General features: G+C 63.5%; 13 protein-coding genes and 1 pseudogene. 3 read left to right on the forward strand and 11 right to left on the reverse strand.

All coding sequences use genetic code 11. The annotated features are described in order from the left end of the window. Positions 1-190: 190 nt before the first annotated feature. On the reverse strand, positions 191-664 hold the full coding sequence (locus tag EDE08_RS22710; RefSeq protein ID WP_131871364.1) for a hypothetical protein: 474 nt from the start codon (positions 662-664) through the stop codon (positions 191-193). 211 nt (positions 665-875) lie between these two features. Here EDE08_RS22710 and EDE08_RS22715 point away from each other — a divergent pair, with 211 nt between their 5' ends. Beyond that, entirely contained in the window at positions 876-2,531 is a 1,656-nt protein-coding gene (locus EDE08_RS22715) for a fumarate hydratase (protein ID WP_131871363.1), read from the forward strand. A 45-nt stretch (positions 2,532-2,576) separates the two neighbouring features. On the opposite strand, the gene EDE08_RS22720 is transcribed toward EDE08_RS22715, so the two are convergent. The 7 genes and pseudogenes from EDE08_RS22720 to EDE08_RS22750 all read right to left on the reverse strand — a co-directional run bounded on the left by EDE08_RS22720 (position 2,577) and on the right by EDE08_RS22750 (position 7,857). Continuing rightward, positions 2,577-3,548 (reverse strand): DUF3616 domain-containing protein, encoded by a 972-nt coding sequence (locus EDE08_RS22720; protein WP_165936112.1) that lies wholly within the window; start codon positions 3,546-3,548, stop codon positions 2,577-2,579. A 158-nt stretch (positions 3,549-3,706) separates the two neighbouring features. Continuing rightward, a complete protein-coding gene (locus EDE08_RS22725; protein ID WP_131871361.1) occupies positions 3,707-4,633 on the reverse strand; it encodes an SH3 domain-containing protein in 927 nt (308 codons plus the stop codon). A 12-nt stretch (positions 4,634-4,645) separates the two neighbouring features. Further along, positions 4,646-4,942: a hypothetical protein gene (locus tag EDE08_RS22730; protein ID WP_131871360.1), complete on the reverse strand. Its 297-nt coding sequence runs from the start codon at positions 4,940-4,942 to the stop codon at positions 4,646-4,648. 205 nt (positions 4,943-5,147) lie between these two features. Next, positions 5,148-5,702 carry an inner membrane-spanning protein YciB gene (locus EDE08_RS22735; RefSeq protein WP_131871359.1) on the reverse strand — a complete coding sequence of 185 codons (555 nt, stop codon included), beginning with the start codon at positions 5,700-5,702 and terminating at the stop codon, positions 5,148-5,150. Positions 5,703-5,714: 12 nt separating this feature from the next. Next, positions 5,715-6,088, reverse strand: a pseudogene (locus tag EDE08_RS22740) (hypothetical protein). Positions 6,089-6,163: 75 nt separating this feature from the next. Next, positions 6,164-6,430, reverse strand: a complete 267-nt coding sequence (locus EDE08_RS22745; RefSeq protein ID WP_245524863.1) for a hypothetical protein — start codon at positions 6,428-6,430, stop codon at positions 6,164-6,166. Positions 6,431-6,465: 35 nt separating this feature from the next. Then, positions 6,466-7,857 (reverse strand): carotenoid oxygenase family protein, encoded by a 1,392-nt coding sequence (locus EDE08_RS22750; protein WP_131871358.1) that lies wholly within the window; start codon positions 7,855-7,857, stop codon positions 6,466-6,468. 105 nt (positions 7,858-7,962) lie between these two features. Between EDE08_RS22750 and EDE08_RS22755 the strand changes: the two genes are divergently transcribed. Then, positions 7,963-8,688 carry a TetR/AcrR family transcriptional regulator gene (locus tag EDE08_RS22755; protein ID WP_131871357.1) on the forward strand — a complete coding sequence of 242 codons (726 nt, stop codon included), beginning with the start codon at positions 7,963-7,965 and terminating at the stop codon, positions 8,686-8,688. Between the two features lie 55 nt (positions 8,689-8,743). Here EDE08_RS22755 and EDE08_RS22760 read toward each other — a convergent pair whose 3' ends face one another. Beyond that, complete coding sequence (locus tag EDE08_RS22760; RefSeq protein WP_165936113.1) at positions 8,744-9,349, reverse strand: hypothetical protein; 606 nt, start codon at positions 9,347-9,349, stop codon at positions 8,744-8,746. Positions 9,350-9,512: 163 nt separating this feature from the next. Here EDE08_RS22760 and EDE08_RS22765 point away from each other — a divergent pair, with 163 nt between their 5' ends. Continuing rightward, a complete protein-coding gene (locus tag EDE08_RS22765; RefSeq protein WP_131871356.1) occupies positions 9,513-10,076 on the forward strand; it encodes an SET domain-containing protein in 564 nt (187 codons plus the stop codon). Between the two features lie 8 nt (positions 10,077-10,084). On the opposite strand, the gene EDE08_RS22770 is transcribed toward EDE08_RS22765, so the two are convergent. Together EDE08_RS22770 and EDE08_RS22775 are read right to left on the reverse strand one after the other, a co-directional pair. Continuing rightward, positions 10,085-11,434, reverse strand: a complete 1,350-nt coding sequence (locus EDE08_RS22770; protein WP_165936114.1) for an MBL fold metallo-hydrolase — start codon at positions 11,432-11,434, stop codon at positions 10,085-10,087. Next, on the reverse strand, positions 11,431-13,125 hold the full coding sequence (locus tag EDE08_RS22775; protein WP_245524864.1) for a S8 family serine peptidase: 1,695 nt from the start codon (positions 13,123-13,125) through the stop codon (positions 11,431-11,433). The genes EDE08_RS22770 and EDE08_RS22775 overlap by 4 nt, the downstream gene beginning before the upstream one ends. Positions 13,126-13,905 lie beyond the last annotated feature (780 nt).

Genomic DNA, 13,905 nt, shown 5'->3' on the forward strand with positions numbered 1-13,905 from the left:
CGAGCAACATCGATTGTCTCCAGGTTGAATGGATGCAACCTCAGTCTGGCCTCAGACCTGCTCGCTATCCACTACCCCATGGAATCTTCGTCGCAAGGGCTCCTCGCAATGACGGGGCGAGGCCTCGTCGTCTCGGTTTGCACCGCGCGGATGAGATACATATCGGCAGCGAAACGAAAGGAAGTCCGCCCTATTCGTCCTTGCCGCGCGTGATCGCGATGGAAGCCTCCGTCTTGCTGCGGGTGCATTCCATGTTGAGCCGGCGATAGCGCATGCTGACCTTGTCGCCGCGGAGCAGACCCATCCGCTTCAGGCAGCGTGTCGCGCCCGTCGTCGTGTCGTCCTTCGTCACAGTGAAGACGATCGCGGCCATCGATCCGACCAGCGCATAGAACTCCGGCTTGGGCTTGCGATCGCCTTTGGCATAGAGCTCGATCGAATATTTGTCGCCGCGGCAGGCGACGGACAGTTCCTTGGCCGCCGGATGCGTCATGTAGACGACGTTGGCCGCCCGGAAATTCACCTTCAGGCGATCGACCTGGTTCGCCAGCTCCTTGGCGCTGTCGTCGCAGCGGTCGGCGCGCGCGGGTGAGGCGAGGGCCACAAGACCGGCAATGGCGGCGGCGACCAGGATCGCGCCGCGGACGTTCAGTTTCAATGTCATGATGAAAAGCCCCTTAGGGCGCGCATTCAAGCGTCGGCGGACGCGAAGCGCAAGGGCGGGCAGAGGCATTTCCACGAGCTGTGCCAATGCCTTCCCCAGCCCGGCCTGCCTCTCCCATGCGCACCGCTCCCTTTCTTTTCTGGCCAAAATGCGCTTAGAACGCTTCTATGCTGAGAGCCCGCCAGGGCCCCAAAACCCCGAGATTTGCCCCATGAACGCTCCCACCGCCTTCCCCGACCAGTCCAAGCCCGTTCCGCCCTACAAGCACACCCCGCTGTTCCCGCTGGGCAAGGACGAGACGCCCTACAACAAGATTTCGTCCGAGGGCGTCAGGGTCGAGAAGGTGCTCGGCAAGGACATGCTGGTGGTGTCGCGCGAGGCGCTACGGGCGCTGTCGGAGGCGGCTTTTGGCGACATCAACCATTACCTGCGGCCCGGTCATCTGAAGCAGCTCCGCGCCATCCTGGAGGACGGCGAGGCGAGCCCGAACGACAAGTTCGTTGCGCTCGACTTCCTGAAGAACGCCAACATCGCGGCCGGCGGCGTGCTGCCGATGTGCCAGGACACCGGCACCGCGATCATCATGGGCAAGAAGGGCTGCAACGTCATCACCGACGGTGATGACGAGGCCGCGCTGTCGGAAGGCGCGCGCGACGCTTACCTGCGTCGCAATCTGCGCTACTCGCAGGTCGCGCCGCTCTCGATGTACGAGGAGAAGAACACCGCCAACAACATGCCGGCGCAGTGCGAGATCTACGCCGAAGGTGATGACGCCTACAAGTTCATGTTCATGGCGAAGGGCGGCGGCTCCGCCAACAAGAGCTTTCTGTTCCAGGCGACGCCATCGGTGCTGACCAAGGACCGGCTGCTCGCTTTCCTCAAGGAGAAGATCCTCACGCTCGGCACCGCCGCGTGCCCGCCCTATCACCTCGCCATCGTGATCGGCGGCACCTCGGCCGAGCTGTGCATGAAGACGGTGAAGCTCGCCTCGGCGCGCTATCTCGATGCGCTGCCGACGCACGGCTCGCCCGACGGCAACGCCTTCCGCGACGTCGAGATGGAGAAGGAGATCCACAAGATGACGCAGTCGCTCGGCGTCGGCGCGCAGTTCGGCGGGAAATATTTCTGCCACGACGTCCGCGTGATCCGCATGCCGCGTCACGGCGCATCGCTGCCGATCGGGCTTGGCGTGTCCTGCTCGGCCGACCGCCAGGTGCTCGGCAAGATCACCAGGGACGGCGTCTATCTCGAGGAGCTCGAGCACAACCCGGCGCAGTACCTGCCTGAGGTCGAGCAGTCGCTCGGCGGCGAGGTCGTCAAGATCGACCTCAACCAGCCGATGAAGGACATTCTGGCGACGTTCTCGAAATACCCGATCAAGACCCGCGTCTCGATGACCGGCACCATGATCGTCGCGCGTGATAGCGCCCATGCCAAGCTGCGCGAGCGGCTGGAGAAGGGCGAGCCGCTGCCGGACTATTTCAAGAACCATCCGGTCTATTACGCCGGTCCCGCCAAAACGCCCGAAGGCTACGCCTCCGGCGCGTTCGGTCCGACCACCGCGGGCCGCATGGATTCCTTCGTCGACCAGTTCCAGGCCGCCGGCGGTTCGATGGTGATGGTGGCGAAGGGCAACCGCGCGCCGGCCGTGCGCGTGGCCTGCAAGAAGTACGGCGGCTTCTATCTCGGCTCGATCGGCGGCGCCGCCGCGAATCTCGCCGAGCACTGCATCAAGAAGGTCGAGGTGCTCGAATATCCCGAACTCGGCATGGAAGCGATCTGGCGCATCGAGGTCGTCGACTTCCCGGCGTTCATCATCATCGACGACAAAGGGAATGATTTCTTCAAGGAGTTGAATTTGGGCTGACCTGGTCCGGTTGCGTCCGCCGGTCCCTGGCCGGCGGACGTGCGTTCAGCGCTTGATCCTGAACGAGACGGCGCCGCCATTTTCGACACCGTCGAACATGATGAGGACGCGAATGCTGGTGGCGTCCTCCTCAAGAGGAAGCAGGATTTCCGCTTTGGCGCCTTGCTTCACCTTGCTCAGATCGAGCGTCGCCATGGGCTTCGCAGTCTCGCTGCTGCCGTCCCACAGCCAGACGGTATAGGGAACGTCTTCTTCGCGCGTCGGGCCCGCGAGTATCAAGAGGCCGTCGCGGACCGCGGCGAGGTCCCGAATCCCGGTATCCTTGCCGAGTTCGAGCGGTGTGGTCGTGGGCTTGAGATCGTCGTGCTTGACGAAGAGCGCATCGGCATTGACGCTGACCACGTAGGCGCGTCGTTTCACCGACGGGCCTCGCAGCCCGAAGTACATGCGGCCGTTCCTGACCGCAATTCCTTCGATGTTGATGCCGCCCTTCGCAAGCGGCTCGTTGAAATACGCCTCGACGTCGTCGTCTTTCTTGAGCACTTTGCGCAGCCGTGGGCTCGCTTCCACGCCCTCGACGGTTTCGGCGTTAGGCTTGGTCTTGGGAACTCCGGTTTTCGGATCCACGGCGATTCGAAACACGGTGTAGCTCGACAGGTTTTTCTCGTCACCGCGTCGGCTTCGGCCATGCGAGCCGGTCACATAGAAGAAGCCCTCGTCATAGGCGACGCCCTCGGCATCGGGATCGTCGTCATCGTCCGACAGCCGGATGAGATCTTTTGGAACGAGCACGTTGCCTTCAATCGAGAAGAACTGCGCATATTTCTTCTCGTCATTGGCAATCAGGCATGACGTGAATTTGGGCGTGGTCGGGACGCACGCTGCGCCGCTCAGGTTCGTGCGCGGCTTTTTCTTGGGCTCGTCGTTGCTGTCTTTTTCAAAGATCGAGGCGGGCTTCCAGGTCGTTGCCTCCGGAGTAATCTTCGGCGGCCAATGCTGGCCGCGCGCGACCGGCATGGTTACTACCAAGAGAGTGCAGACAAACGCGGCGGACACTGATCGGTGAGCTGAACGCGCGATGCTATCGGACATTGTTGCCTCCGGGCGTCATCCCCGGATACAATCCTGAATTGCATAAAAGGCAAGGGAGAGAATGTCGCGGCGCGCTCGCCTAGTTAACTGCAATTCGTGACCTGGTTGGAGCACAGCGCGCGCCACCAGCCGCGGACGCCTTCGTGGCTCTCGACGAGACCCCACAAGCCGCTGCAGGCCAAGAGGCGCCTCGGGCCGCCGTCGGTGTCGAGCGCTCCGCCGAGCTCGCGCTGTGCCGGCATCCATTTCGCATCGACGAAGGGCGCCTGGAACAGTCCGCCCATGCGCGTGCCGCCATTGGCATAGGCCGCGCCGACCTTGTTCGAGGCGATCCAGCCGCGTCCGGCATAGGGCTTCGGTGCGCTGCGCGGATATCGCTTCTCGTCCTCGTAATCCTTGCCCGGCGGCCTCGCGCCTTCGATCAGGAACCAGCCGTCCCTGTAGCCGATGATGCGGAATTCGGTCAGCCAGCCGCCCTCGGGCGTGTTCTCGGCGCCGCCGAGCTTGAGCCGGTAGGGCGGCGGCAAGGTGCCGAGCACGCGCGCCTTGACCGACGGCTCGGCGCGCACGTTGAGGCCGCTAGGGTCCTTGTCGATCGACCAGGCGCCGAGATCGCAGGGCTCGGTGCCAGCAGGCAGCGTCGCGCGCTTGGCGGCCAGCTCGGCGTGCAGCCTGGCGAACTCGCTGTCGTCGTTGTCGGGATTCGGCTCGGTGCGTGGCTGCAGCTCGGCTGACGTCGCCCGCATCGCGTCCAAAGTCAGCGTGACGACCAGAGCCTGGCGCGCAGCAAGGACGCTTCCCGGTGTCTTCGGATCGTCCGATGTCGCGGGATAGACCGCGAGATAGCCGGTCGAACCCTCGGTCCGATAGGCGGTGCCGGCGACATAGCCTGCCGGCACCAGGGCGAGCGCGGTCGCGCGCCACGCCGGTTCGGTGTCATCCGCGCGCGCTGCTTGTGCCGCGACAGACAGGATCGTCGCCGCGATGAGACGGAGCCCACGCCTGCTCATTTGAGCTGAGCGTTACGCCCGTGCGCCCGTGAACGGGAAGCTGCCCATGGGGCCGATGCCCATCTCGCCGCTGATGCTGTCGCCGGAGACCGTGCCGGTGAACTCGAGGGTGAGCGGCATCGGCTTGTCGATCGAGGCCTTCCACGAGACGTTGTCGCCGGAGGCGGTGCCGTCGAAGATCTCGGTGGTGTTACCTTGCGCGCCCAGCGTGCCCGTGAGCGTGCCGCCCGCAGCCTTCAGGCTCAGCGTCGCCTGCTGTTCGCCCATCGGCGTCGTCATGGTCAGATTCCAATTGCCGTCCACGGCCATTCCCGTCTCCCGAACAGATTCCGGCGGTCCGCGACGATCCGCGGCCCGTCCGGAGCGAGGCTATAGCCCAACTTGCAGCTCCTGCCTAACCCTGCCCCAAAGCATGACCCGGAAAAGTGCGGAGCGGCTTTCCGAAAAGATCATGCTTAAACAACGACCTAAAGCGCGATGACGATTCATCCCAATCGCATCGTACTTAGGGCATTTAGGCGCGGGCGGCGGCACGCCGGCGGCTGGTGACGATGAGGCGCAGAACGACATATTGAACGGCAAAGGCCAGAATCTTGCCGCCGCCTGCGACCACGGTGAGGTAGAACGCCCACAGCTTCAAATCGCCGGTCGATGCGACAGCGATCATGCCGGCGCCGATGACGAACATCAGCACGGCCCAGGCATAGCCCGCAGCCGTCACGTATTCCGGAATGGTCTCGGTGACGATCGGCGGCATGTAGCGCAGCATCCAGCCGCGCTTGAGCATGATGAGGCCGATCGCGAAATGCGCGATCGCGGGCTTCGCCAGCATGAAGCGGGGATCATTGGTCAGCAACGTGATCGCGCCCAATCCGACGACGAGCGCGAGGCTCGCATATGTCATGTAGTTGAGCTGCTGTCCCTTGATGCGGGCGTAGACCACTTGTGCGAACGCGCCGGCGATCGCCACAGACGTCGCCAGGATGACGTTGTCGGTGATGAGATAGATGACCAGGAAGAGGATGGCGGAGAAGAGGTCGGAGGCGAGGCGGGCGAATACGTCCTTCATCGTCAATCCTGTTCAGCGTGCGCTGAGCAATGCGCGGGCAGGCCTAGCGTACTTGATCCGGCAATACTCGGGATACCACTTTGTGAAGTATATCGCACTGTTCCGGGCGGCAAAAGCAACCGGAAGGCTCGACCAGAGCGGCAGGCCGGGGGCGTAGAGCAGCAGCAGCGCGGCCGCGGTCCAGGCGCCGGTGATCACGTAATTGGCATTGAGCAACACGATCGCCGAGCCCAGGCCAGGATCTTGACCGAGCGGCCGCGCGCGACGTCGATTGCAGCGGTGGCGAAGCAGATTACCAATGCCGCAAGCACACTGATCACGGCTGACGTCACCAGCATCAGGAAGGCGAAGGCGCCTTGGGGCGCGAGGGTCAGGAAAATCGCCATGGGCCGCCTCGTGAAGCCGATCTTTACGATGTAAAGATAGATGATGCGTGCACGACGCAATGTCAAGCGCAATCTTTACAGCGTCAAAATTACGTAAGTGACCTCCAGAAATTGAAGAACGGCAACGGCTTGGTCCAATGCCATCTCGACCATTTCGCCCCAGGGCAGGAGTGGCAGTGCGGCACCGGTCGACAGACCAAGGCTGAGCAAGATGCCGCCGTTGAAGACTGTATGGCGGCTCCGCCGCAGCCGGATCATCTGGAATGCGCCCGCAGCGCCGGTCAGGGCGAGGAGGACGAAGCAGCCCACGGTGATCTGGGAGGTGATCGGGGACATGAACATGGGAGATCTCTGCATTCGCGATGTCGTTCCGCCCGCTACGCCGCCCCGACCCAGTTGCCGTGGAAGCCGTCGGGCACGCGGTGGCCGAGTTGCACCAATGCAGCGGGGCCGGCCTCGATGTCGGTGGCGTTGAACACGGCGAGGTCGCTGCGGTTCTCGCGCGCCCGCCAGATCACCGCCAGCAGCCAGCCGTCGCCCTCGGCCGCATCTTTCGATCGCTCGACGAACACAGGCTCGGAGATGGTGTCGCCGGCGGGCAGCGCATAATGGCCGAGCCGCCTTCCGTTGCCGTCGACATGGACGACGCCGGAGAGCGCGTCGAACATCGGCAGTTTCGGATTGGCGCAGGCATACCAGCCGTGTCGGTTTTTCAGTCCGGCGCGGCGGTCGTCGATGCGGGGGAATTCGCCGGTGAGATCGTCGAGATAGGTCTGCTGGAAGCGGTCGGTATTGCCTGCGAGATCGAACGTCCAGCGGCAGTGGCGGGCCCGCGATTTCTCCGGATCGGTGGGGCGGCCATCGGGATGCGGAAACAGCGGCGCTTCCTCGAACTGCATGACGTCTGCGACGATGCGGTCACCGTCTTCCCACGCATTCATGACGTGGAAGATGTAGCAGGCTTCGGCACGGAACCAGACGATGTCCTTGGCGGCGCCGCTGCGCTTCATCACGCCGACATAGGCGCCCTTGTCCGGCTCCCAGGCATAGGGCGGCCGTCCGCTCATCGCGCGCTCCATGCTGCCCGTGATCGGCAGGATCGGAAACAGCACATGGTTTTCGGTGACGATGAAATCGTGCACCATGCTGGCATAGGGCGCCTCGAAGCGCTCGAAGCGCGTCGCCTTGCCTGTTACGTCGATCGATCCGTAGGAGAGGGCAGGCGTCAACGGTCCCGCGGCATTGTAGCCGAAGAACACCAGTTCGCCCGTGACGGGATCGATCTTCGGATGCGCGGTAAAACTGCCGGCGACGTGGCCCTGATAGTTGTGATAGCCGCGCGTCGCCAGCGTGCCCGGCTCGATCTCCGTGGGCAGGTGCGCTTCTTCCAGCGCGAGCAGCTTGCCGGCATGGAAGATGACGTTGGTGTTGGCGACGCCACCATCGGTGAGGTTGGCCGGTGCATCCGGCAGCTTGCGGCCGAAGCCGCCGAACAGGGCCCGGCCGGCATCGTGCTCGGCGAGCCATTTCGGCGTGCGAACCCAGCGGTTGCGATAGCTGGCGCGGCCGTTTTCGAGATGGAAGGCGTGCAGCATGCCGTCGCCCACGAACCAGTGTGCGCCAGGCGATTCGAACTGCGGATTGGGACCGTTGCGGTAGAGCGTGCCGTTCAGCTCGCGCGGCAATTCGCCGATGATCTTGAGGAAGGGTGCGTCGGCCTCGAATGGGATCGGTGCGATATTGTTGCGGCGCTCGGCGACCTGCTCCACGGCGTTGCTCCCTATCTTTACATCGTAAAGATCAAGTAGTACCGGTTGCCGTTCCGGTCAAGCGAAATCTTTACACTGTCAATATTGCGTCATATAGCTTGTCCCATGGGCAAGAGCGAAACCGCGCGTAACCCGCGCACTCCGAAAAAGACATCGTCGGCGGCGAAGGCGCAGGCGCGTCCCGCGCGGCGCCCGGCGGCTGCGAGGACCGAGACACCCTATCATCACGGGGCCCTGCGCGAGGCGCTGCTCAGGGCCGCCGAACGGGTGCTCGAGCGCGACGGGCTCGCCGGCCTGACATTGCGCGCGGTGGCGCGCGAGGCGGGCGTCTCGCATGCCGCGCCCACTCATCATTTCGGCGATCTCACGGGGCTTCTCAGCGAGCTCGCCGCTGTCGGCTTCCGCCAGTTCAACGCCGCGATGGCGTCGGCCTGCGATGCCGCCACGACGCCGCTCGAACGCGCGCTGGCGAGGCCGAAAGCCTATGTCGCCTATGCGCAGGCGCATCCCGGCATGTACGGCATCATGTTCCGCACCGAGCGGCTGGACTATTCGAGACCCTCGCTGCACGAGGCCGCCGAGGCCTCCTTCGCGGGGCTTGCCAATGCGATCGGCATGATGCGGCAGGAGCAGATCAGCGAAGACGCGCTGACGCTGACCCAGGGCGCGGCGATCGCGCGCGCCTGGTCGATGGTGCACGGCTTCACGATGCTGCTGCTCGACGGGCGGCTCGAGGACATCCTCGGTCGCTTGCCCGAGGGGACGACTGCCGAACGCCTGCTCGAGGCGATGCTGACGGCGCCGATCACGGGCAAGCCGACGGGCCCCTGATCCCAACGCAACTCTCGCCATTGTGAGGCGTCCATCGTCGCGCCAGGGCGAGAGGCTAGCGCATCGTCGCAAGCTCGACGGCGCGCCCGCTCGTGCCGATGATCTTCACCTTGTCCTTTCCGCACGTGAAGCCCCGGGCGAAATCGTCCGCAGCCTTGCGAGCGAGCTCATTGGCGGTCGGGTTGGCGATCGCGTCGACATAGGCGACGTGGCAGACCGGGCCCGGCGGCAGCCGGGTCACCACCAGCATGGCCTTGGTCTTCGGCCGTCCCTGCTTGTCGGGATCGGCGTTGTCCGCGATGTGCCAGCGCTGGATGATCGCAAACGGCTTTTCGCCGGCAGTGCGCCATTCGACGGTGCTGTCGGATGAGTTGAACGGCGCGAACCAGACGTCGGCTGCCGGTTCCTCCGCCGCTTGCCTGCGATTGCGGCCGACGGAGACGATCTCGCGCAGATCATCCTCGGCAATCAGCACCACGAGTCCGTCCTTGCCCGGACACACCCGCGTGGTGCTGCCGTCGAGGTCGCTGGGCTTGCCGATCTGGCGGCAGTCCTTCGGCGCCGTCGAGGTGTAGCTGCTGCCCACGGATTGGGCGTTGGCGCAGCCGAGGCCGGCGCAGATCAGCAGCGCGGTGAGCGACGGGGCGGTCAAGCGGATCATGATGACACTTCGAGGCAGCCGGAACTTCGTACCATCAGACGCCTTGATTGTGGGCAAGGTTCAAACAGCACCGCCAGGCACCTGACAGCGGCACGGAATCGTTCTAGAAGAGCGGCTTCGCTTGGGCTCCTCCAGCCTCGTTCGCGCCTTCGTACTCCTGATCATGCCAGCCACATCCTCGAACAAACCCTATCGCGTCGGCCGTTCCAAGACCGGGCTCGGCCTCTTCGCCACCAAGCCGATCAAGAAGGGCACCCGGATCATCCGCTATTTCGGACCGATCCTGGATTCCAGGATTCCCGAGCAGGACGAGATCGAGAACAAATATCTGTTCGAGCTCAACGGCCGCTGGACCATCGACGGGTCGGTGCGCAAGAACCTCGCCCGCTACATCAACCATTCTTGCCGGCCCAACGCCGAATCCGACGTCCGGCCGCGCGAGCGCAAGGTCTTCATCCGCGCGATCAAGAACATCGAGCCGGGCGAGGAGATCAACTACGATTACGGCACCGACTATTTCAAAGCCTATCTGAAGCCGATCGGCTGCAAATGCGATTCCTGCGAGAAGAAGCGCAAGAAGCTGCGCGCCGAGGCGCGGGCCGAACGCGCCAAGGTGAAGGCGAGGGCCGAGAAGGCCGAGAAAGTGGATGCGAAGGTCGGGTCGACGAAAAAGAAGAAGCTGAACGGCAAGCACTTCGCCGGCAAGGTCGGTCGCGCCAAGGCGTAGCGAAGCGATCAGATCTCCAGCACAAGCGGATTGGCCTTCAGCGTTTTCACCTTGAGCTTGCCACCGCTCTCGGCCTTCGCTTCTGCCAGTGCCTCCTCGACCAGCAGGAAATGCTCGAGCGATTTCTCCAGCTTCGTGGTCGACTTGCCGGCTTCCTCCTTGGCTTCGATCTGCTTCTTGAGATACTGGCTTGAGCAGTTGAGCCACACCGTAAAGGACTGGCCGGCTTCGGGATTGGGCGAGAGCTCGTCGTCCTCTCCGAGGCGGGACTTCAACAGCACCTCGATGATCCGCAGGTCGGGATTCTCGTGCTCTCCATTGGCGCAGAAAACGTAGTGATCGGCGGTGATACGCTTGACGAAATCCCGGTCCAGGTTGTGCTCCGAGCCGTGATGCTGGATCTTGAGCAGGTCCACATGAAGTCCCTTGCCGTTTGCGAGGAGGCCGTGATGCTCCAGCCCGGCCAGGACGTCCTCGTGGTGGCCGTCGCCGGTCATGATGGCGCGCGTGACGCCGCCGCCGGGTTTTGTCTCCTCCAGCAGCAACATGAGCGAGGCGAGATTCGGCTCCGTGACCTTCGCGCGCCGGCCAATCTCGTCGTCGATTGACAGGCCGAGCGTCCCGGCGGGAAGACCCGCGCGGTTATTTTCAAGCCACTCCTTCAGGCTTCTTACCGCATTGGCGTTCTTCACGTCCTTCAGCCATGCATTCCAATAGTCCCGGAGTATCTCCAAATCCTTCTCGAATGGCCCGATGACGCGGATCGACAGCTTGCTTCCAGGTTTGAGCTTGATGGCGTTGTTGCCACGCACCATGGCAAGCAGGTGGTTGAACTCGCCGTTCAAGGGGATGTCGAGCTGATCGGCCGCAATGCGCCGCGAAACCTTGATCGCCTCCGGGATGGAGTTGGCGATGTTGCTGTAGGCGGCCGCAAGCTTGATCGCGGAGGGATTGCCCGAACTCGACAGAGTGTTGGCCCGCGCCGCCAGCATGGTGCCGATTTCGCCGGCATTCTCCGGAACCAGTGCCTTGAAGGAATTGTGCCAGATGCGCTTGACGGCCGGCGGCTCATCAAACTTGGGCTTGGTCGAAGGCCGATTGTTCGCGACCTTGTGCTTGTGCACGCGCCACTGGACCGTGTCTTCGAGGAGCTGCAGGACGCCGGCGATGTGATCCTGGTCGACATGCGAGACATACACGAGATCGAGCTCGCCACCGGCCGCAGCGAAGCGTCCGAGAAAGGGTCGTACCTCGGCCGCGTAAGAGCCGGGCATGCCGCCATCCGCGAGGATCGCGACGTCGTCGGATTCGACCAGCAAGCAATCGCCCTTCTCCGAGGGCAGCAACGTGATCTTCATGACACGTGCCCCTTGAAACGATCCTTCGCGTCGCGCCGGGTCGTGACGTGGCCCGCCTCCCTGAGGCAGGCTTCCGGCATGATCACTCCGAAGCCACAATCGTTCACCCATTCGAACGTGCCGCCCGGCAACGGTTGCGCGGTCGCTTTGAGGATGCCGAGGATCTGCGCCGCCGTGAGGGTCTTCTCGACTGCGAGCATCAATCCGATCACGCCCGCCACATACGGGCTCGCCATGCTGGTGCCAGTCATGGGTATCCACGGCTCAGCCGGATCGCCGAAACCGTTCGCGGCGACGATGTCTGTGCCGGGTGCCACGATGTCGGGCTTGGGCCGGCCGTCGCGGGTCGGCCCCTGGCTCGATGTGATATGCGCGCTGCGGCGCGCCTCGTGGAGATTCGCCACCGAGACGACGCGCTGGCCGCAGGCAAGCGCGCTCACTGAGGAGGCATCGACGTTTGATCGCGGCGAGAAGAACGACGGCCAGTAGTGCGCGCCGTCGCCGATATCGACCGGATCGTCGCGTTCGATCCAGGCGTGGAAGCGGCCGTCGCGGACGACAAGACCGTGGAGCTTAACGAGCCAGGTTCCTGCCCTCACGCCGACCACGACGTTACCCATGAAGGGCGTCAAGTAGACTGCGATGTAGTTGGCGCCGTTCGCAGGATGATGCAGCTCGTTGTAAATGCTCAACATGGTGCGGTCGGCGAGCTGGAAATTCTCCAGAAATTCGCCCGGCGCGATCGGCCCGATCCATTTTCCGTCCGGCGGGCGGACGCTGATCGCGAAGCGGTCCTGCGGTTCGTACCAAAGCTCCATCTCGTTTTCCGAGGCATCCTTGATGCGGTCTCCGACCACTTCCCATTCAAGGTCGTGATCGAGCCCCTGCGCCGCGATGCGCGAGCCGGCGTGGATGCGGCCCAGCATGTATCCGAGGTCGTCCGGAGCTTCGGGTCGTTCCTGGCCCGCATTGCCGGCCGCAATGCAGATCGATCGGCCGGGTTCGGCGAGCAGGACATCGAGCCACCGATCGAGTGCGCTTGAGCCGTCATGCGCATGCCCGTTGGTTCCGAGGCTGATGTTGATCGAGATCGGTCGGCCGGCGGCGAGATCAAGCAGGTAGATCACGGCATCGAGCAGCCGCGTCGAATCGTAGAATGAGGTTCTGCGCTCGAGGTCTTCGTCCGGAAGCGAAATTAGGACTGCGGCGATGTCGGCCTTGCTGCAAACGCCGCTATTGCCGGCCGCAATGCTGGCCACATGCGTCCCGTGCGAGCCGACGACCATCTGCGACTGCGGCTCGAGATCATGCGGCGACACATGCACCTGCTTGGCCCCCGCAACCGCCTGCGCCATGTCGGCGGAAGTAAGGACGCGGCCGTAATCGAACCCAGTCGGTGGCGTGCCGTTCTTAGCGCCCTGATCCCAGATGCTGACGAACCTCGATTTGCCGGCCTGGTCCTGGAAATCGGGATGGTCCCAATCGAATCCTTCGACGTCGATGACCCCGATGATGACGCCGGCACCGTCACCATGTTTCTTGCGTTCGTTGGCGACCACGCGAGCCGTCGGGGTACTGGTGGTCGCGCTGCCCTTGAGCGGCCGCGGCGGTTTCAAAGTCTCCGCCGGCTCGATGATGACGATATTGGCGTCGCCGGCGAGGTTCTCGATCTCCTCAAGCCCGAGCCGCATTGCGGCGAGCCGGCCTTGAGCGCGAACGTGCGGTCCCGGTTTTAAAGGCTCGGTCGAGCGGACGAAAACATTCACCTCGACATTTTCGCGCCGGTCGGCGGTATTCAGGTCTTTGACCGCGGTTTTACTTTTGGAAATCTGCCCGGGTGCAACTGCGGCTCCGAGGCTCGGAGCCTGTGCGGCGAGGGTGGAGGTCACCTTGAGACAGCCCTGTATTTCAGCTTTGGCAGCGTTCACTCGCGCATCGCTGTTGGCCAAGACACGAAGCTTCGGATGCATCCGCCGTCGCGCTAGCGACTCGTAACTGTCGGTCATGGTTGTTACCTCCCACTAACAACCATGGCACGAAATTTTTGAAGTTTCTACCAGATGGAACCGGCTGCGTCCTTTTGCCGGGGGCGTGTAAAGCTGCTCGGTAGGGGTCTTAGTGACCGTAGAAGCAACGGCTTCTTCGGACGAAGTTGCGACGATACCGGTCATGTGATGGCTCCCATGAGGATTGGTGCTCTACCGCTCCTCGGTCGTTGCTTCGTCGCGGGGCTTGTCCCAATAGCGGAACGGCGAGGCGTCGGGCAAAACACCTAAAGTCTGTCAATCTCGTCGTACGAAAATATATCGCTTTTCCGAATTTCGGATTTATGGCATATGTCCGCCATCCCGACCCTGCCAGAGGGGCGCTTCGCGATCGTCACGAGATGCGGGCCGGGGTGCGGTGGACGCGGTAGCGCCGGCGCGATTTGCGTGAGGACAGGGCGGGCAACCGTGAGTCTCAGGCGATGC

The organism is Bradyrhizobium sp. R2.2-H (assembly GCF_004346455.1).
Classification (GTDB): Bacteria; Pseudomonadota; Alphaproteobacteria; order Rhizobiales; family Xanthobacteraceae; genus Bradyrhizobium; species Bradyrhizobium diversitatis.

Bases quoted from the DNA above. Each gene is read 5' to 3' on its own strand.
- EDE08_RS22710 (WP_131871364.1), bottom strand. From the start codon at position 664: ATGACATTGAAACTGAACGTCCGCGGCGCGATCCTGGTCGCCGCCGCC.
- EDE08_RS22715 (WP_131871363.1), top strand. From the start codon at position 876: ATGAACGCTCCCACCGCCTTCCCCGACCAGTCCAAGCCCGTTCCGCCC.
- EDE08_RS22720 (WP_165936112.1), bottom strand. From the start codon at position 3,548: ATGCCGGTCGCGCGCGGCCAGCATTGGCCGCCGAAGATTACTCCGGAG.
- EDE08_RS22725 (WP_131871361.1), bottom strand. From the start codon at position 4,633: ATGAGCAGGCGTGGGCTCCGTCTCATCGCGGCGACGATCCTGTCTGTC.
- EDE08_RS22730 (WP_131871360.1), bottom strand. From the start codon at position 4,942: ATGGCCGTGGACGGCAATTGGAATCTGACCATGACGACGCCGATGGGC.
- EDE08_RS22735 (WP_131871359.1), bottom strand. From the start codon at position 5,702: ATGAAGGACGTATTCGCCCGCCTCGCCTCCGACCTCTTCTCCGCCATC.
- EDE08_RS22745 (WP_245524863.1), bottom strand. From the start codon at position 6,430: ATGTTCATGTCCCCGATCACCTCCCAGATCACCGTGGGCTGCTTCGTC.
- EDE08_RS22755 (WP_131871357.1), top strand. From the start codon at position 7,963: ATGGGCAAGAGCGAAACCGCGCGTAACCCGCGCACTCCGAAAAAGACA.
- EDE08_RS22760 (WP_165936113.1), bottom strand. From the start codon at position 9,349: ATGATCCGCTTGACCGCCCCGTCGCTCACCGCGCTGCTGATCTGCGCC.
- EDE08_RS22765 (WP_131871356.1), top strand. From the start codon at position 9,513: ATGCCAGCCACATCCTCGAACAAACCCTATCGCGTCGGCCGTTCCAAG.
- EDE08_RS22770 (WP_165936114.1), bottom strand. From the start codon at position 11,434: ATGAAGATCACGTTGCTGCCCTCGGAGAAGGGCGATTGCTTGCTGGTC.
- EDE08_RS22775 (WP_245524864.1), bottom strand. From the start codon at position 13,125: ATGCGGCTCGGGCTTGAGGAGATCGAGAACCTCGCCGGCGACGCCAAT.